The following is a 17,828-nucleotide window of genomic DNA, read 5'->3' as shown; positions in this document are numbered from 1 at the left end:
GGGGCTGGCCGCCGGGGGGGTGCCGGGGGTTCCGGGGGGGGGGATCGGCCGTCCTTCTGGGGGACCGGGGGGGGGCCCCCCCCCCCCCACCGGGGGGGGGGGGGGGCCCCCCCCGGGGCCCCCCCCCCACCGCCGTTCGCCGACGCGCTCAGGCCTTCGGGAGCGTTATCCCCAGTTCGAGCATCGCCGGGGAGGCCGGGCCGCCCTCGGAGCGCTCGGTCTTGTAGCCCTTGACCCCGGGGGCCACGGTGCGCGGGTCGACGGCCTCCGAGGGGGCGCCGGTGGAGTACAGGCCGTCCGGGTCCTGGTCGCGGTCGTGGGGGAGCAGCCAGAAGACGCGTCGGCGGAAGGTGCCGGAGGCGCGGGAGGACTTGGCGTCCGGGCCGAGGACCGCGTAGCCGACCATGCGGCCGTCGCGGTGGTAGGCGGGGCGGCCGCGGCGGGTGGTGAGCCGGTCCAGCGACTGACGGACGTAGTCGAGGCCGGAGGTGTCCTCCAGCCAGACGAGGTCGGTTTCGTGGGCGAGCTCGGCCGGGTCGATCAGCGCGCTCACGCGTTGTGCTCCTCTGTGTCGTCAGTGATCAGGCCGATGCCCGGGTAGTACTTGCGGCTGTTGGACAGGACCATCTCCTTGGGAGAGGTCATACCCAGTGTCTCGCGGACTCGTGCGGCGAAAGCACGTCCGGATACGGGATTGGCCCCCTCGAATCCGCACCAACGGGTGTAGGCGCCGAAGAGCTGGGCCTGTTCCGCGCGCATGCCCTCGCCGGCGACGCAGGCTTCCTTGAGGAAGCGGCCGACGTGGTCCTCGGTCTCAGCGTAGGCGGTGGTGGCGGTCTGGACGGCCTGCGGGCCGGCGAGGTCCTTCTCGCCGGCGAAGTAGCGGCGGGCGCCGTCGATGAGCCAGGCGAGGATGCCGGGGCCCTCCTCGGCCACGAGGACGTGGGCCAGGTTGTCGATCTTGCGTTCCTCGGGGACGACCCGTTCGAAGGGGATCAGGCGCATGCGCCGCCAGAAGGCGAAGCCGCCGGTGCCGACCTCGGGGCGGTGGTTGCCGAGCAGCCAGAGCTTGTGGGTGGGCTCGAAGGAGAAGAAGTCCTGGCGCATCCGGCGGGCCTTGATCTTGTCGCCGCCGGTGAGCAGCTTGACCCGGGCCTCGTCGAAGCGGTCGCCGGGCTTGAGCTCGGAGCAGACGATGATGCGCCGGCCGTGGAGTTCGGCGAGGTCGGTGGGGTGGCCGTCGAAGGTCTTGGCCATGAGGAAGCCGGGCGGGGCGGCGTCGGCGTAGTCGCCCAGCAGCTGGATCATGACGTCGAGGAGGACGGACTTGCCGTTCTTGCCCTGGCCGTAGAGGAAGGGCATGACCTGGGCGCCGACGTCGCCGCTGATGGAGTAGCCGAGCAGCAGGTGGAGGAAGTCGCGGGTCTGGCGGCCTTCCTTGTCGTCGCCGAAGGTGTCGGTGAGGAAGCGGTCCCAGCGGGGGGTGGGCATCCGGGCGGGGGCGAGGGTGGTGGAACGGGAGTGGTGGTGGACCTTCGGGTCCGGCGGCATGATCGCTCCGGTACGCAGGTCGACCACGCCGCCTGGGGTGCACAGGGCGTAGGCGTCGGCGTCGAGGAGGGCTGCGTTGAGGACCATGCCGGGGGCGGACTTGGCCTGGGCGAGCATGGCGTTCATGCCTGAGGTGGACAGGGCGCGGCGGCGGTGCCGGCGCAGGTCGGCGTTGGTGTAGACGCCGCGGGGGTCGTGGGTGGCGACGCTCTCGGCCATCTCGCCGGCGGCCCACAGGACGGTGTCGTCCTCGTCGAGCTGCCAGCGGTGGGTGGACCAGCGGTACCAGCCGATGCCGGGGACGTGGCGGTAGTCGCGGCCGTAGAGGTGGACGAAGAGCTTGGCGTTGCCGCGGTCGGAGAGGGAGTCGGGCAGCAGGCCGTGGGGGCTTGCCTGCGGGCCGGCCTGGGCCTGGGCGGGCCGGGCCGCCTGAGCGCTCGGTGCCGCGTGTGCGCTGTGCTCGGTGTGGAACGGCGGCTGCGGGGGTGCCTGGAGGACCTCGGCGGGGGAGTCGAGGAGGCTCTCCTGGACGGCGGCGCCGTGCCAGGGCGCCGGGGAGGGGCCGGGCAACGGCGGGTACTCCAGGATCTGCTGGGCTGCGGCCACGGGGTCGAAGACCGTCCTCTTGCGGGGGCTGTCGGTCATCCGCGGGCCTTCCCGATGTGCAGGGGCTGCCGTGCACCGGCGGCGAGGCCGGAACGGATGACGGCGGAGCTGTGCCGGTCCTGGGCGGGCCGGGCGGTGCGGGCCGCGTCGAGGAGGAGCTGCTCGGCGGCGGTGTGGGTCAGGTGTCCGGCGGAGACGAGGCCTCCGACGGTGTAGGCGGCCCGGTTGAGCTTGCCGGTGAAGCCGGCGCCCTCGGACGTGGTCGCGCAGTCGGTGACGTCCTGCAGGACGGTGTCGAGGACGCGCTCGGCTCCGCGCCTGCCGCCGCCCGCGGCCACGACCGCCTGGCGGGCACGGTCGGGGACGGGGGCCGGGACCGTCGGCTGGGCTTCTTGTCTGTCCTTCAGGTGTCCGGTGCGGACGAGTTCCTCGGCCAGCCACCGGGGGAGTGGTGCCGGGGTCCAGGCTCCGGGGAGGGCGGTGTACGTGCCGGCGCTGGTGGTGGTGCCGGGGGCGACGATGTAGCCGCCGTGGGCGCGGACGTCGACCTGCCAGGCCAGGGCCCGTCCGGTGGAGGAGCCGGTGGAGCAGGTGAAGCCTCGGTGCTCGTCGTCCCGGTACCAGACGTGCAGGCCGCCGGAGGGGGTACGCACGCGCAGCGTGGAGGTGTCGTCGGCGGGGGAGGGGGACCGTCGGAGAGCGGCCAGCAGCGCGAGCGTGTGGTAGCCGTTCTCCAGGCCTTCGAGGTCGACGTGTTCGTGGATCGGGATGCCGGGAAGGATCCGGTCCCGGGCGGGGACGACGGCGGGGTGGCTGTCGACGTCGATGACGACCAGGCCCGCGGGGCCGCAGGCGACGGCAGCGCCGAAGTCGGGGTTGGTCCGCCACCAGGCGGTGATGACGTCCTGGTCGAGGGTGGCGGCATGGAAACCGTGGCACCAGCGACCGTTCCGGGGGCACGAGCATTCTGCGGGGGAGTGGGAGGACTCCTGGCAGGCCTGGCAGTTGGCGGGCGGTGTCTTGCGGCCGGGGGCCAGCGGGTGGACCGGCCAGGCCTGGGCGGCACACCAGCGGGCGACGGCCAGCGCGTCCGGCTGGCGGCCCGTTCGGTCGCTCCCCACGGCCTGCGGCGCCGTCACGCGGGTCCCTCCCCCTTGGTTCAGTAGCTGCTGCAGCTGCTTCGGTAGCTCGGTAGCTGCCCGACTTCCGGTCGCTCGTTCAGTCGCTGAGGGCAAAAAGCCAGGTCAGGGCACTGGTGGGCGCCGGATCAGCGACTGAAGCGACCGAAGTCCAGAAGATAGCTCACACAGACTATCCGAGCGAGGACGCTCGTATCCGGAGTGGCGGACCTTCCCGGGGGAACTCAGCTACCGAACTCCGGGGGAGCGACCGAGTCGCTTCGGTCGCTGTTCTCGGCCAACGGACGTTTTCGCAGGTCGGAGCCGTTTTTCAAGCCAAACAGCGACCGAAGCGACTGTAGCCCGGGTCTATAACGCGCACACGCACACGGGAATGTCTTCATATACCCGAACTTGAGTCGCTTCAGTCGCTGTAGAGGTAGGTTAACAGCGTCTGACCTGCGGTTTTGTCCAGCGACTGAGGCTCAGCGACCGAAGCTACTGAGTCTCTCGCGCCCGGTCGCTCGGCGTGTCGCGCGTGTCAGGACTGCTCGGAAGGCCCCGGGTTCGGTCGCTTGGGTAGCTTCAGTAGCTCTGCCCCGGACCGGAAGGCGACCCCAGCCCGCTGGAACCGCGGTTCGACCTTCGGACTTCCGCTAGGGAAAGCCCCGGGTTCGGTCGCTTCAGTCGCTTCGGTAGCTCCGGGCGCTCGTCCCGCCCGCCGGAGGACTGGTACTGGTCAGGCCCGCGAGGCGACCGGCACGCAGCGCACCAAGACAGGGACGAGTGGGTCGCTTCGGTCGCTGACCCAGCCCAGGAAGGGCCGTACCGCCGCGGAGCCGGCCGCCCGTTCCCCTCGAGGTGGAACCCCAAGCGACGGAAGCGACCCAAGCGACTCAGGTACGGACCTGTCCGACGTCCGTGCCCCGCGTAGGACTCTTAGCGACCGAAGCCCGGACATGCCGGCCCAGTTCCCAACCGTCAGGGAAAACGCTTCCGTACCGTCAGCCCCGTCTGGTAGACCTGACCGACGTGGCGCTATCTCCCGCTCGGCGGGACCCGCGCCGCCGTCAGACCGCAACCACCGAACTCTCCCCTCTGGCGGAGAGTCGAGCCGTGGAGGACCACGACGTGTCCGTCGTCGCCGTGTACGTTCCCGCTCCGTCGAAGCGGAATTTCCAGATCGGCCTGCGCGAGTCCATATGGGGCTGGAAGCGTGACACCGCCGAGAAGGCCGACACCCCCCGAGTCCTGGCCGCGCTGAGGCCCGGCGACTACATCCTGTTCGGCCACCGGGGACCGAACGCCCGTGTCCCCGCCGGCGACTGGGCCGGAGCGGTCCTGCGCGAACTGGCCGTCGCCCAGGTCACCGGGACCGTCTACCCCGACCAGCGTGAGATCTGGCCCGACGACACCTACCCCGTCCGGATCCCCCTCGACGTCCTGGACCTCGAGTCCACCGTCGCCGGAGCACAACTCGGTGCCGACGCCATGGAAGCCTTCCGCCTCTCCGCCAACAAGCAGGGCGCCCCGGTCCCCGTCGCCGACCCCGAGGTCATGACCAGGCTGGTCGACTCCATCGAGCACCAGCCGCAGTTCCCGGAGGAAGCGGCCACCGGGCAGCCGGCGCCCCCCATCCCCTGGCACGGCCCGACCCCCGTCCCGGGCCAGGACCGCTACCTCGACCTGGGCGACAACCTGGACCGGGTCGTGGTCACCTTCGCCCGCCGCGAGCAGGCCCGGCTCCGCCGCGAGAAGTTCAACGGCGCCGGCTCCATCCGCTGCGACCTCTGCGGGCGGACGCTGCCCTCCGGACTCGTCCGGGCGGCCCACGTGCGCAAGAGGTCCCGGTGCAACCTCGAACAGCGCTCCCACCTCGCGAACCTGATGGCCGCCTGCCTGCTCGGCTGCGACGCCCTGTTCGAGGACGGTTTCATCCGGGTGTCCCCCGAGGGCATCGTGGAGGTCTCACCCAAGGGCGCCGCCTCGGCCGACCTCCTCACCGCCGCCACGACCCTCGAAGGCCGGCGCTGCACCGCCCACACACCGGAGAGCGCGGAGTACTTCGACTGGCACCGGAGCAACTCCGCCGCGCCGCCGGCTGCCGCGTCCGCCCTGACCGGACCCGCCGCACCCGTGCTCTGAACACCACGGGAGGGCGCCGCCCTGGGGCCCTCCCCTCTGTCGGCACCCTCCCATGACGCTCTGTCAGACATCGGTGATATGCATCGGTCATGTACGTATACCGGGGGATCATCGGCGAGGTTGCGCGGCGAGCCGCGCAGCCGGAGTTCATCGACGAGTGCACAGAGCGTTTCCAGGCCCTGCACGGCGCGGAACCGAGGCCGGAGGAGGCCGGCAGCTGGCAGCGCAGCTGGCCCGTCCTCCTCGACGCGCTGGTGCGCGCCGGGCTCGGGAACCTCGACGTCCTGCTGGAGCTCTCCCTCCCGGGAACGGGCGAACGCGTCGACGCCGCGGTCGTCGGCCAGGACGCGGACGGCGCCCTGACCGTCGTGGTGGTGGAGCTGAAGCAGTGGACGCGGGCCCGGCCGTCACCGGGACTTCCCGCGTCGCTCGAGGTCGGAGGGCGGACCGTGCCGCATCCCGCCCGCCAGGTGGGCGGCTACGTCCACTACCTGCGGGACTGGGCCGACGGCGGCAGCGGCGTACGGGCCAAGGGTACGGTGGTCCTGCACAACGCCCCCGCAGGCCTGATCGACCTCCTGCGGGGCGTGGCCTCCGCGGGTGGACCGAGTGCCGAGTTCCCCCTCCTCGGCCGTGACGACCTCGCGAGCAGCCTGCCTGCCGAGGAACTCGCGCGGCGCCTCGGCTGCGCCGGCCTCGGACCCGCACCTCGGGACGCCGTCGACCGCTTCCTCGAAGGCCGCCACCGGCCCTCCGAGCGCGTCCTGGAGCGGCTGGCCGCCAACATTGAGAACCGCCGCCAGTTCTTCCTCATCGGCGAACAGGACCGAGCCCGCCTGGCGATCCTCGATGCCGTCAAACAGGCGGCTGCCCACCGGACCTCCGCCCACGGGCAACCGCGGCCGGGTGCCATGGTCCTCGTCACCGGAGGACCCGGCACCGGCAAGACGGCCATCGCCGCCCGCGTCATGGGCGACCTGTGCCACCTGCCCGGCAGCAACCCCCGCCTGCTCACGCCGTCCGGAACCCTCACCCGCCAGCTCCAACGGCTGCTCAGCGAGGACGCCCGCGGCCTCGTCGCCACGTTCAAGAACAAGAACCCCGGCGGCCTGGACAAGAGCAGCGTCGTCCTCCTCGACGAGGCCCACCGCGCCGCCACCTACCCGGACCAGCGCGGCCCCGGCTTCCCCATCGTCCTGCGCAAGCTCCTCGAACAGGTCGCCGTCCTCGTCCTGTTCCTCGACGAGCGCCAGATCGTACGCCCCACCGAAGGCCTCAAGGCCGACGAACTGGAACACCACGCGCACGCCGCCGGGGCGGTGTTCCGGCGTATCGACCTCGACACCCAGTTCCGCTGCAACGGCTCCCAGGCCTACCACCACTGGGTCGACACCCTGTTCTCCGACACCGGCACACCGCGCCCGTGGAGCGGCGGCTACGACCTCGCCCTGGCCGCCGACCCCGACGCGCTCGCCTCCTGGGTCGACGGCCACACCGCGCACGGCCGCAGCGCCCGGATCACCGCGGGCTTCTGCTGGCCCTGGAACGCCACCGACGTCCCCCCGCTCGAGCCGGAGGTCGCCATCCGCTGGCACGGCCCGGACCACGACGAGCGCTCCTGGGCCCGCCCCTGGAACCTGCGCGCCGAACAGCCCGTTCCCGGCTTCCCCGACGTACCGGCCCGCCCCTACTGGGCGACCGACCGCGGCGGTCACGACCAGGTCGGCTGCATCTACACCGCCCAGGGCCTCGAATACACCTTCGGCGCAGTCATCCTGGGCCCCGACCTCGTCCGCCGCCGCGACCGCTGGCAGGCCCACCCCGAAGCCAGCCACGACGCTCGACAGCTCCGCACCCTCCCACCCGAGCGCTACCAGTTCTACGCCCGGAACACCTACCGCGTCCTCGCCACCCGGGCCACCCGCGGCACCCGCCTCTACTCCACAGACCCCGAGACCCAGGCCTACCTCGCCTCCCTCCTGCCCGGCACCTGACGCGGCAAGCGCCGGGACGGCCCTTCAGGCCGTGAGCCGGACCCGGACCCGGAACCGGCCCTGGCCCGGGTCGACGGGCAGCCGGCCGACGCCGAGCGCGGTCAGCAGGTCATTCGGATCGGCCCCGAGACGGACCGTCCGTGCCACGTCGTCGAGCCGCACCCGCAGGAGACCCAGGTCCCGTACGTCGGCCAGCCACGGGACACCCGGGCGCCCGCGCCGGAGGAGGGTGGCGAAGGCCTCCGCCTCCCGGCCGATCGCCAGCGTGCCCAGCGCGTACTTCTACTCCTCGGGGCCCTCGTCCTCGCCCACCCTCCCTCGCCCTCCCTCGCCCTCCCTCGCGCCGAGGCCGTTGACGATCGGCGGTGCCGTTAGGAGCGGTCCGTCCGTCGGCCGCCACTGTTCGCGCACTCGGACCAGCAGCTCCCTCACGTCCCGCGGGTCGACGTACGGCACGGCCGGGCCCGTCACCTCGAAGAGGACCGCCCGCAGCGTCGGCAGCCGGGGCAGCACCCGCTCCGCCAGCGCGAGCGACTGCTCGCCGGGCAGCCCGCTGTGGGCGTCCAGCCAGTAGCCGCGGTGCTCGAAGCCGCCGGGGAGGTGCACCTCCCCGGTCCGCGCGGAAGAACCTCCAGGTGTACGCCTTGGGTCCGCACGGGGTTCATCGGCGGCGTGTGCCCCCGTCAGTCGTAACGGCAGGTCGAACAGAGATTCAGCGCGTCGCCTCGGCGAAGGCGTAGATCGAACTGACGACCAATTGCTCCAGCGTGATGATCTGATCTCAGACAGTAACCGGCGCTATCTCGACACCCCCACTCATGTCCTCATCACGCACTGGCCCTTGCCGCCACGCTGTACCCGCCGCGCGCTCGACGGCGCGCGAGAACGGGAGGGGATATGGCGAGGGGCACCGCCCATCAGGTCGAACTGCTGCGCGCAGAGGTCGGGACGGTCCTACAGACCGGCCTCGAGGGGATCCGCAACAACACCGACAACCTGCGGACCGAACTCACCGCGACGCTGGCGGCCGGCCTGAGCGAACACCGCGACGAGTTCTTCGAGGCGATCGCCCGAGAGCAGCAGGAAGCCAGTCGTGCCCATCAGGACAACCGCAGCCTCCACCGCCAGCTGGCCAACCTGCGGGCCGAGCTCAGCGCCCTGCAGAACAGCATTCATTCCCCTCCGGGAGTCGGCCACGGCGAGTCGCCACGGCCCGCCATCGACTCGCCCGAGGCCGTGAGCCAGCCAGCGGGAGTCTCTCCCGAGGTGGACAGCCAGAACGACGCCATTCACTCTCCCGGCGACGATGCCAACGACGGCTCCGTCGACACCGCCGGGCTTCCCAGCACCGGGCCCACGACGTCCGACCGGGCCGCTGAGCCGACCACCTTCACCGTGAGCGGCGAGGCCGCGAGATCCGACAGCGAGGAGACGACCGTGTCCGAGACCACCCCCGCCGACAACGCGCAGGTCACCCCGAACGCCCTCACCAACGACCAGCTCAGCCAGATCGCCGCCGAGGTGGCCGCGAAACTCGCCACGTCCCAGGGCAGCCTTTCGGAGCCCGTCGCACCCGAGCTGGAAATGCAGTCCGCAGAAGTACCTGCACTCGAGCCGATCACCGTCGCCGCCTCTCCGGAGGACCAGGCGCGGCTGATCGCAACCGAGGTCGCCGCCCAGCTCGCAGATCTTCTGCGCCCCTCCGTGGCAGCGGCGCAGGACGTGGAGGCCGAATCCAAGCGCACGGAAGCAGTCGCACAGGAGCAGGCCTCCTCAGCCGATGACCTCCCGAGTCGGTACGCCAACGACGTCTCCGACCTGATCCCGGAGCCCTTCGTCTGGGAGAACCACGTCAGCACCCTCCGCAGGGCCGCTGCGGTGAAGACCGTCTCGATCTCCTGCCACCCTGAGACCTGGGACTTCCTGGCGGCTCAGGTCGAAGGCGCCGACCACTTCTCGAAGCCGGTCAACGACAGCAACGAGGACACGGTCCTGTCCGGCCGCAGCACCCTCGCCCTTCTCAACGCGCTTCGGGAGACGGTGTGCAGCGGCCTCGGCAAGGACACCGGCATCGAGACCTGGACCCTCGCTGTCACCAGCTACGAGCGCATCGCCGCCGTCATCAACAGCACCCGACCCGCTGACGACCAGGTCGGCAGCGACCGACTGCAGCAGCCGCACATCGTCCTCGACGACCGCAGCGGCACCGGCTCGCCGGCCGTCGGCTGACCTGCCGATCAGCAGCCTGTGGGCGTCCCCGCCGAGGGCGGGAGCCCGACGCGGATTTTCCGCAGAAAATCGGCTCTCTTCCGCAGCTACCGGCAACCACTACGGCGCGGGCTGCGCGCCCGTACTGCGGTAGGCCATCGTCGCCCTGGTAGGAGGGCTGCATGCGGAGGTCTGCCGAGTCGCGCCCGCCGACCACCCTGGCCGTCCACCGCGGCGGAGCGATGTCATGGCGATGCCGGACGACGGGCCGGACGCGGCCGTCGGGAAACGGCGTGGGGCATCGACTGCCGACAGAGCACGGTGACTGGTCCGCCGAGCACCGGTTCCCGCTGCCGCTCTCCCCTCCAGTCGCGTGCAGCACGGGGTCACTCCTGCATTTGCGAACGGCCACGTGGGCGCCATGGGCAAAGGAGCCGACACCTTCGTGCAGGCTGACGCCAGTCCGGTCATGAGGGACAGGCGGGACCGACACTGCTCCCCGGGCCTGCTTGGATGTTCAGACCTCGCACTTCCGGATCATTGCCACGAGCGGCGGTGCGTCCGGGTTTCGGCTGGACCTCGTTGACAGCCGCATACCCCCATGACTCGTACAGCGCCAGCACCTTGCCGTCACTGGCCGCGGGGTTCACCATCAGGGTGATCCGTTCCTCGGGGCGGTTGCCTGCGAGGCCCTCGTGGATGCGGCGGGCGGCGCCCGTGCCGCGCCACGGTGTGCGGACGCCCAGTTCGTTGAGCGCGAAGATGGGGCCGGCGGTGAGGTCGGGAGCCATCGGCTTGGACATCCGGGTCCACCAGCGGTCGCCGGAACGGATGGTGTTGCCGCAGGCGTAGCCGATCGGCTCGTCCTCGTCGTAGCCGATGGCGGCTTCGAAGCCGGGCTCGGCGCCGTGGCGGTCGAGACGCTCGGCAAACGTGGCGACGGCCTAGTTGGGGAGGTGGAGCAGCGGCGCCCGGACGTCCGCATAGAGGTCGACCAGTGTCCGGTGTGCGAGGGGGCAGCCCGGTGAAGTGGCGCAGGTCCGGCTCCGTCACGCGGGTGTCCTTCGATTGTCGTGGGTGTACTGGTCCCAGAGTTGTGCATGGGGGCTGTTCGGCGCCACGTCCAGCAGGGCGGACCCGAAGCGGTCGAGCACGCCCGTCATGAGGACCTTCACCAAGACCTACGACCACCCGCTGATCCAACAGCGCTCCCTTGCCCACCATCGGTGGCTCACCGGCGTCAACCCGGACGTCCGGACACCACAGATCGTCGAACAGCTTCCCGGGGAGAGCGTCTTCGAGCACCTTGACGGTCGCCACGCCGGCCCGGCCGACCTGGCCGTCCTCGCAGGACCCCTCGGCCGCCAGCACACGTCCGTGTATTTCCACGAGCTGGCGCACGCTCGTCTGGACGGGTCCTTTACCAGCAGAGGCACCACCACCATCGACGGGTTCGTCGACAGCCGACGTGAGCGCCTCCGGCACGTCCTGACCTCCGTACCCGAACCCGCCCTGACCCTCGAAGCGATCGAAGACTGGCTCGAGAAGGCCGCCGACATGCCGGCCGCGTCCTACCAGGACGCCAATCCGCGCAACCTCCTCGTCGAAGGCGCGACAGTCGCCGTCATCGACTTCGACTTCCTCGCCCTCGCGCCTTTCGGCTACGACGTTGCCGCTATGGCTGGCACACGGCCAGACCGGGCTGGATCACCGACGTCCTGTGGCAGCCCGACGAGGAGCTCGCACCATGACGACCAGCGCCGTCGTGAACTGCCGGAACGCGGTCTGCGTGATATTCCACGACAAGGCCACCGACCGCATCGCCGCCGTGCCTACGCCTCGGCCAACTGGTCGCCGCGGCTGGCCTGGACCGTTCCGGGCGGTAGGACGGAGCCTGGGGAGGCCCTCGACGAGGCAGCCGCCCGCGAGCTCAAGGAGGAGACCGGCCTGCTGGTCGATCCCGTGAACCTCGAACTCGTCCACGTCGTCCACGTCGAGCAGAGCTACGACGGGCTCGGGCAGTTCGTCCTCTTCGTCTTCGCCACCGACCGATGGACCGGCGAACTGGTCAACACCGAGCCGGACAAACAACTGGCCGTCGAGTGGATTGCTGCGGCAGACCTCCCCGAGCCGGCCTTCCCGACCGCCAGGATCGCGCTCGCCGCGTAGTCGGATTGTCTGACTTAGCTGGCAGGATTATCGATGGGAGAGGTCTTGTCGAAGGGGGCGTCGTGGGGCGTACGTTGCACGTGGGTGGGGTATTTCGGTACGCGGCTGCGAAAGACGCCTTGCCGGCGACCGTCGACGGATTCGACAACTTCTACTTCGTCACCGAGAGCCCGGGCCTGCCGCGCGCCCAGCTGGAGAGGGGCATCAACCCCATAGCCAGGGTCAAGACCGTGGCCGGGATGAGGCGACCGGCTGTCATGATCCGGTCGAGCCCGTGGAAGGCCGGGTCGGAGCAGACCCCCTGGCACGACGTGTTCGACGTGGACAACGGACACGTCCGCTACTTCGGCGACCACAAGCCCGAATCCACGAAGCCGGTCGGTGCCACCAACGGCAACGCGGCACTGCTGGAAGCCTTCGACAGCCACCAGGCACCCACACCCGAGGGCAGGTCCGCCGCTGCACCGTTGCTGCTCTTCCGCTCCGTCCCGCACGACGGGAGGGACAAGGGCCAGGTCCAGTTCTGTGGCGTGGCCCTGATCGAGCGGGCCGAACGCGTCGTCCAGTGGGGCGGCGCGACGAAGAAGACGTTCACCAACTACGTGTTCGACCTCGTGGTCGTCGACCTCACCGACGAGGACGACGAACTGGCGTGGGAGTGGATCACCGCCCGTCGAGACGCTGCGCGATCCGACGCCGAGATCCTCAAGCTGGCACCCGCAGCATGGCGCGAGTGGGTCAAGCACGGCCATTCGGTCCTGCCGAGGATACGCAGGCGTGTGGCCCGCGGTCAGGTGGTCAAGGTCCGTGACCAGCGTCCGGTACCCGGCAGTTCCACCGAGGCTGACCTCCGGGCCCTCTACAAGCGCTTCGACAACGACAAACACGCCTTCGAGATCCTGGCCGCCGTCGTCGCCGCGAAGGTGATGCGCGGCTCCGGGCACAGCTACAAGGAAGGCTGGCTCACCCGCCGATCCGCCGACGGTGGCGCCGACTTCGTCGGACGCCTGGACCTCGGCAGCGGCCTCGCCGGCACCAGGCTGGTCGTGCTCGGACAGGCCAAGTGCATCAAGCCGGACAGCCTGGTGTCGGCCGAGCAGATCGCACGCGTCGTGGCTCGCCTCAAGCGAGGCTGGATCGGCGTGTACGTCACCACCGGCTCCTACTCCGAGCCCGCGCAGCTGGAGATGGCCGAGGACCAGTACCCGGTCGTTCTGATCAACGGGCAGGACCTCATCCGGGAGCTGCGCGAGATCGCCGTCCAGGACCACGGCGGAGACCTCATGGCATGCGTCGGCGCCCTGCTGCACAGTCGGTCACCGGAGGTGCTCAACCGTAGGCCCGAGGAGATCCTCCTCGCCTGAGGCCACTGCGGGAGGACGCAAGGACTTACCCCCGTCACCGGATGTCCGGTGGGCGAGTGGTTGCCGGTCGCGAGCGCACCAGGGCCGATCCGGATGCAGCTGTCATCAGTGACCTGTTCCCGCTCGAGTGCCCGCGCCCAAACGTCAGGGGAGTCGAGGGCGGCGATCTCCTTGCCGACGGGAAGGAACGATCGCCCCACAGTGACTCCGAACTCCCATAGGTTGGCGTCCACTTCAGGATGGGAGGAGATCGTGGAGCCAGAGCTGAGCGAGCTGGCACAAAGGGGCGCGGCCATGGTGGTCGCGCTGATGGCCACCGACACGTGGCAGCAGGTTCGGGGGCGGCTCGCAGCCCTGCTGGGCCGACACCGGTCAGCCGAATCCGTGGCTGAGGAGTTGGACGAGACCCGGGCCGAGGTAGTGGCCGACCCGGCCATGATGTCTCAGGCGGTCGTCGAATGGACGGCAAGACTGCGCCGGCTCTTGTGGAATCGCCCGGAAGCCGCGGCTGAGCTGCTTGCGCTGTTCGAGGAATCCGCCGCGCAAGCGTTGCCGGCCCACCAACCGGGAATCATTGTCAACGGGACCTTCCACGGTTCGGTCGTCCAAACCGGCAGCGTGCACGTGTCAAACGTCGGAAGCGAGGACCGAGCCACGCCATCCGGCCCGGACTTCGGCGAGGACGACGAATGGTGAGTGGAGACCGAATCGTTGGGTGACATAGCCAAAGGCGTCCTCGGCGGCGCCTGGGCCGTCCTCGTCGGCTGGATTCTGCCGACCGCCGTCAACCTGGCCCTGATCGCAATCGTCCTGCTCCCTGCCTATCGAGGGAGACCGGAGCTGCTCGACCTCGGGTTGGTCCGCCGGGCCGCGGAATCGGTACCCCTCCTGGTCGGGGCGTCCTGGCAGGCATCGTGCTGCAGGCCCTGCAGAATCCGCTGTACCGACTGCTCGAGGGATATCTCTTCTGGCCGAGGTGGGCCTACCATCGCGGGTGCGAACGTCAGCGACGGCTGAAGCAGTCGTTCCTGGACCGACTCGACCTCGGCCGCATGGAGCGGCGCGAGCGGCAACACGTACTGGAACCGGACGAAGCCTCGCGGCTCGCCGCGCTGCGCGCGAACACGCAGCTGCAGCGTCGGGCGTCCGCCTCGCGTTCGCACACCGCGGTCCAGCACGCCTTGCTTCGCGAACGCCTGCGCCGCTATCCCGTCGACGACGCCCAGGTCGCACCCACACGACTCGGAAACGCCATCCGCCGGCTGGAGGAGTACGGCCACGATCGCTACCGCCTGGACACGCAGGTGCTCTGGAACGAGCTCTGCGGCGTGGTACCGGAGCAGATCCGTCGCCAGGTCGAATCCGGGCGAACCAGCGTCGACTTCTTCGTAGCCCTGCTCTACGGCCACATCGCGGTGGCCGCAACCGCTCTCGGGGGGCTGCTCGGCCCGGATGCGAAGGCTGACCGGCTGGTTCTCGCGGCGATCGTCGTCCTGGGAGCCACCCCACTCTGGTACCGCTGCGCGGTGACCTCCACCGACGAGTGGGCAGCAGCGGTTCGCGCGATGGTGAACGTCGGACGCAAGCCGCTCGCGGCATCCATGGGGCTGGCCCTGCCGGCCACGGTGGAGGAGGAGCGGCGGATGTGGGCCGGTGTCTGCAAGATGTCACGCCTCCCGTACCATCCTCGCGCCGCTGCTCTGGACGACCACCGTGACACGTCGGTCCGAGGGCCTGGCTGAGTCGCGCCATGCCCCCCTGCAGCGTCAGGGAGTCTTACGGCCGGCCACGCCGGGGTGGCCGGCCGTCCGGGACGCCGGTCGGCCGCCGACGAGTGGCAAAGCGGCCAGCGAAACAGATCCGGCCGTCGCCTCCGTAGTCGGCGGGCACCCACCCCGGCTCCGCACACAGCTACAACGAAGGCTGGCTCACCCGCCGCTCCGGCGTACGCCACCACCGGCTCCGACCCCGAGCCGGCGCAGCTGGAGATGGTGGAGGACCAGTAGCCCGTGGTTCTGATCAACGGGCAGGACCTGATCCGGGAGCTGCGCGAGACCGCCGTCCAGGTCCACAGTGGAGCCCTCATGACATGCGTCGACGCCCGGTTGAGCAACCCGTCACCGGAGGTGTTCATCCGCAGGCCCGAGGAGGAGATCCTCCTCGTGTGAAGCCCTGGGGGGGGGGAGCGAGCTGGTCGCTCCGGTGGGGCGAATCACCCGGCACGACCGGTCTCGCCGGTCGACGGAGACTCGTCACAGTCCCTCCGCGTGGTGCCGACCGGCTTGCAGTCCGGTCGGCACGGGAGGCGGTCCGAGCGATCACCGACGCCCGACGGCCGGCCGGGGTCGGCGAGGCTCCGTCGTCCCGCGAGCCCGGGCGACCTGCTCGATCACCTCGTGGGCCGCCTCCTCGGCAGACACGTGCTCCCAGAACCGGAGGACCGTCCACCCCTGCTCTTGCAGCAGCCGAACGGTCTCCGCGTCGCGTGCCCTGTTCTTCTCCAGTTTCTCGACCCAGAAGTCCCGGTTCGTCGCGGGCACGCTGCGATGTTCCGGGCAAAAGTGCCAATAGCAGCCGTCCACGAAGACGGCGACCTTGGCTTTCGTGAAGACCACGTCGGCGGTCCGGCGCAGGGTGGGGACAGGCCGGGCGGACACCTTGTACCTGAGCCCGGCGTGATGCAGGAGCGAGCGCAGGCGTAGCTCGGGTTTGGTGTCCCTGCCGGTGTTCGAGCGCATGGACGCACGGGTCGCGGGGGACGAGGCCCACGACCCCGGGGGCAGGGACGTCTCCGTGAGCAGCCCGGCCTCTCTCGCCAGACGCCAGCCCTCGCGCAGGTTGGCGGCTCGCGTGGTGTGATCCACCTCACCTAGGGGCGCGCTTCTCCGGCGCCCGTCGGCGGACCACCGGAGGACGGCCTTCACCCGGCCGGTCCGTACGGACCTGCTCAGCACGACGCTCGCGGGCTTGAGTCGTCCTTCACCCGCGTCCACCAGGCGGCGGTCGCGGCCTCCGGCGGCACGGTCCTGCTCCCTGGAGCGCTGGGCCGTGTCGAGGCCCGGCTTCGGCCTCCATGAACGGTCCGCCGGGTCCGGTTTCAACGGCTCGCCGGGAGTCACGCCAACCATTGTCGACCCCTCACCCCTTCGTATGGTCCGGGGGTCGACGATACGGCCGTCGGGTGCGGCGGTGACAGTTCCGGTCGGTCGGAGGGACGCGGAAGCCGGGGCCGGCGCGACGCCGGGCCGGCGTAGTAGAATCGAGGTTTGGGGTGTGTGTTGTTTCGGTTGGGGCGGGCTGGCTAGAGTGCCTGCATGGCCGACACCCCTTCCACGATCAGCGCATTCGATCCGCCTCACAGCGGTGAGGCCCCGCACTCCGGGGACTTCCGGGTGATCGATCTCTTCGCGGGTTGTGGCGGCTTGACCAAGGGATTCGTCGACGCCAGGCATCAGGGGAAGCCGGTCTACCGCCCCATCGCCGCGGTGGAGCTCGACGAGGCCGCCGCGGCCACCTACCAGGCGAACTTCGGTCCCCACATCCATCAGGGGGACATCGCCGCCTGGGTGAGGCGCGAGGGTGGGATCCCTAAGGCCGACGTGGTCCTCGGCGGTCCTCCGTGCCAGGGGTTCTCCAGGCTCGGAAACCAGGATCCCGACGACGAGCGTAACCAGCTGTGGCGTCACTATCTGGCGGTGGTCGCCGCCGCCGAGCCCAGGTTCTTCGTGATGGAGAACGTCGACGCCTTCAGGCGCTCCCCGGAGTTCGCCCTGCTCGTGGACGAGACCCGTCCCGGAGGGCTCCTCCAGGACTACCTCATCCGGCACGATCTGATCAACGCGGACGATCACGGGGTGCCGCAGCGCAGGAGGCGGACCATCCTCGTCGGGGCGCGGAAGGACCTGGTCGTCCCGGGCTCGGGCAAGCGACTCGACCAGGTGTCCGAGATGGAACTCGTCGCTCTCCTGATCCCCGCGCCGACGGTCAGCCGACCGCGTACCGTCTGGCAGACGATCTCGGATCTCGTCCTGAAGAAGCAGAGCGCGCAGTTGCCCACGCGCGGGTCGACGGTCAACGGCGTTCCCGGGCCCTTCTCCATGGAGGAACTGCACCTTCGGCGAAGTGGTATCACGGCGAAGTCGATGAAGCGCTACGCCTCCATTCCGGAGGGCGGGAACCGCTTCGACATCCCCTACGAGCTGCTGTCCCCGTGCTGGAGGAAGCACAAGAGCGGTTCCGCCGACGTCATGGGCCGGCTGTACCGCGACAAGCCCTCCGTGACGATCCGAACCGAGTTCTTCAAGCCGGAGAAGGGCCGATACCTCCACCCCTGGCTTCACCGCCCGATCACCCACCTCGAGGCGGCCCTCCTGCAGAGCTTCCCCATGGACTTCAAGTGGTGCGGCAACCGGGACCAGATCGCCCGTCAGATCGGCAACGCGGTGCCCGTCGGCCTCGCCCGGGCGATCGCGGAGCATCTCGCGCCGCTGCTGGCGGCACAGACCGGACAACGCCCCGTGCCCGCTCCGAAGCGGCCCCGACGGGCGAAGGAATCGGTCCTCGTCGCCGCGTGACCAGGGGCGTCGTGCTCGTGCGTGACGACGGTGCGTAGAGGAACGACGGCCGGACTGATGTACGGTCGTCACGTCGTGGGGTCCGGCCCGACAGGGGTC

The 17,828-nt window shown here is 70.4% G+C and carries 16 protein-coding genes; 9 read left to right on the top strand and 7 right to left on the bottom strand.

Annotation, left to right across the window (positions count from 1 at the left end):
• Nucleotides 1-148: 148 nt before the first annotated feature.
• From ACFYUY_RS24070 to ACFYUY_RS24060, 3 genes are read right to left on the bottom strand one after another with little or no spacing between them, the layout of a single operon-like run.
• A complete protein-coding gene (locus tag ACFYUY_RS24070) occupies nt 149-553 on the bottom strand; it encodes a DUF6009 family protein (protein ID WP_387903494.1) in 405 nt (134 codons plus the stop codon).
• A complete protein-coding gene (locus ACFYUY_RS24065; protein WP_387903491.1) occupies nt 550-2,196 on the bottom strand; it encodes a phage/plasmid primase, P4 family in 1,647 nt (548 codons plus the stop codon). The genes ACFYUY_RS24070 and ACFYUY_RS24065 overlap by 4 nt, the downstream gene beginning before the upstream one ends.
• Nucleotides 2,193-3,296, bottom strand: a complete 1,104-nt coding sequence (locus ACFYUY_RS24060; RefSeq protein WP_387903489.1) for a bifunctional DNA primase/polymerase — start codon at nt 3,294-3,296, stop codon at nt 2,193-2,195. The genes ACFYUY_RS24065 and ACFYUY_RS24060 overlap by 4 nt, the downstream gene beginning before the upstream one ends.
• Nucleotides 3,297-4,391: 1,095 nt before the next feature.
• Between ACFYUY_RS24060 and ACFYUY_RS24055 the strand changes: the two genes are divergently transcribed.
• A complete protein-coding gene (locus tag ACFYUY_RS24055; protein ID WP_387903486.1) occupies nt 4,392-5,420 on the top strand; it encodes a hypothetical protein in 1,029 nt (342 codons plus the stop codon).
• 89 nt (nt 5,421-5,509) lie between these two features.
• Complete coding sequence (locus tag ACFYUY_RS24050) at nt 5,510-7,414, top strand: DNA/RNA helicase domain-containing protein (RefSeq protein ID WP_387903484.1); 1,905 nt, start codon at nt 5,510-5,512, stop codon at nt 7,412-7,414.
• A gap of 24 nt (nt 7,415-7,438) precedes the next feature.
• On the opposite strand, the gene ACFYUY_RS24045 is transcribed toward ACFYUY_RS24050, so the two are convergent.
• Together ACFYUY_RS24045 and ACFYUY_RS24040 are read right to left on the bottom strand one after the other, a co-directional pair.
• On the bottom strand, nt 7,439-7,561 hold the full coding sequence (locus ACFYUY_RS24045) for a hypothetical protein (RefSeq protein WP_387903481.1): 123 nt from the start codon (nt 7,559-7,561) through the stop codon (nt 7,439-7,441).
• Between the two features lie 135 nt (nt 7,562-7,696).
• A complete protein-coding gene (locus ACFYUY_RS24040) occupies nt 7,697-8,020 on the bottom strand; it encodes a hypothetical protein (RefSeq protein WP_387903478.1) in 324 nt (107 codons plus the stop codon).
• A gap of 291 nt (nt 8,021-8,311) precedes the next feature.
• Between ACFYUY_RS24040 and ACFYUY_RS24035 the strand changes: the two genes are divergently transcribed.
• Nucleotides 8,312-9,643 carry a hypothetical protein gene (locus tag ACFYUY_RS24035; RefSeq protein WP_387903476.1) on the top strand — a complete coding sequence of 444 codons (1,332 nt, stop codon included), beginning with the start codon at nt 8,312-8,314 and terminating at the stop codon, nt 9,641-9,643.
• Nucleotides 9,644-10,089: 446 nt separating this feature from the next.
• Here the strand turns inward: ACFYUY_RS24035 and ACFYUY_RS24030 are convergent, their stop codons facing one another.
• Nucleotides 10,090-10,425: a hypothetical protein gene (locus ACFYUY_RS24030; protein ID WP_387903474.1), complete on the bottom strand. Its 336-nt coding sequence runs from the start codon at nt 10,423-10,425 to the stop codon at nt 10,090-10,092.
• Between the two features lie 358 nt (nt 10,426-10,783).
• Between ACFYUY_RS24030 and ACFYUY_RS24025 the strand changes: the two genes are divergently transcribed.
• The 5 genes from ACFYUY_RS24025 to ACFYUY_RS24005 all read left to right on the top strand — a co-directional run bounded on the left by ACFYUY_RS24025 (nt 10,784) and on the right by ACFYUY_RS24005 (nt 15,323).
• Entirely contained in the window at nt 10,784-11,791 is a 1,008-nt protein-coding gene (locus ACFYUY_RS24025; RefSeq protein ID WP_387903472.1) for an NUDIX domain-containing protein, read from the top strand.
• A 119-nt stretch (nt 11,792-11,910) separates the two neighbouring features.
• Entirely contained in the window at nt 11,911-13,155 is a 1,245-nt protein-coding gene (locus tag ACFYUY_RS24020; protein ID WP_387903469.1) for a restriction endonuclease, read from the top strand.
• Between the two features lie 252 nt (nt 13,156-13,407).
• Nucleotides 13,408-13,851 (top strand): hypothetical protein, encoded by a 444-nt coding sequence (locus tag ACFYUY_RS24015; protein WP_387903466.1) that lies wholly within the window; start codon nt 13,408-13,410, stop codon nt 13,849-13,851.
• Nucleotides 13,852-14,069: 218 nt separating this feature from the next.
• Nucleotides 14,070-14,897, top strand: coding sequence for a hypothetical protein (locus tag ACFYUY_RS24010; RefSeq protein WP_387903463.1), 828 nt, complete (start codon nt 14,070-14,072; stop codon nt 14,895-14,897).
• A gap of 267 nt (nt 14,898-15,164) precedes the next feature.
• Nucleotides 15,165-15,323, top strand: a complete 159-nt coding sequence (locus ACFYUY_RS24005) for a hypothetical protein (RefSeq protein ID WP_387903460.1) — start codon at nt 15,165-15,167, stop codon at nt 15,321-15,323.
• 150 nt (nt 15,324-15,473) lie between these two features.
• Here the strand turns inward: ACFYUY_RS24005 and ACFYUY_RS24000 are convergent, their stop codons facing one another.
• A complete protein-coding gene (locus ACFYUY_RS24000) occupies nt 15,474-16,019 on the bottom strand; it encodes a very short patch repair endonuclease (RefSeq protein WP_387903458.1) in 546 nt (181 codons plus the stop codon).
• A 450-nt stretch (nt 16,020-16,469) separates the two neighbouring features.
• On the opposite strand from ACFYUY_RS24000, the gene ACFYUY_RS23995 reads away from it, so the two are divergent.
• Entirely contained in the window at nt 16,470-17,729 is a 1,260-nt protein-coding gene (locus ACFYUY_RS23995) for a DNA cytosine methyltransferase (RefSeq protein WP_387903455.1), read from the top strand.
• Nucleotides 17,730-17,828: the final 99 nt, after the last annotated feature.

This window comes from Kitasatospora sp. NPDC004745 (genome assembly GCF_042873275.1).
Classification (GTDB): domain Bacteria; phylum Actinomycetota; class Actinomycetes; order Streptomycetales; family Streptomycetaceae; genus Kitasatospora.
This window is presented reverse-complemented; position numbering and strand designations above follow the sequence as displayed.

Coding starts and splice junctions, on each gene's coding strand:
- ACFYUY_RS24065 (WP_387903491.1), bottom strand. CDS start 2,196: ATGACCGACAGCCCCCGCAAGAGGACGGTCTTCGACCCCGTGGCCGCA.
- ACFYUY_RS24050 (WP_387903484.1), top strand. CDS start 5,510: ATGTACGTATACCGGGGGATCATCGGCGAGGTTGCGCGGCGAGCCGCG.
- ACFYUY_RS24035 (WP_387903476.1), top strand. CDS start 8,312: ATGGCGAGGGGCACCGCCCATCAGGTCGAACTGCTGCGCGCAGAGGTC.
- ACFYUY_RS24030 (WP_387903474.1), bottom strand. CDS start 10,425: ATGTCCAAGCCGATGGCTCCCGACCTCACCGCCGGCCCCATCTTCGCG.
- ACFYUY_RS24025 (WP_387903472.1), top strand. CDS start 10,784: ATGAGGACCTTCACCAAGACCTACGACCACCCGCTGATCCAACAGCGC.
- ACFYUY_RS23995 (WP_387903455.1), top strand. CDS start 16,470: ATGGCCGACACCCCTTCCACGATCAGCGCATTCGATCCGCCTCACAGC.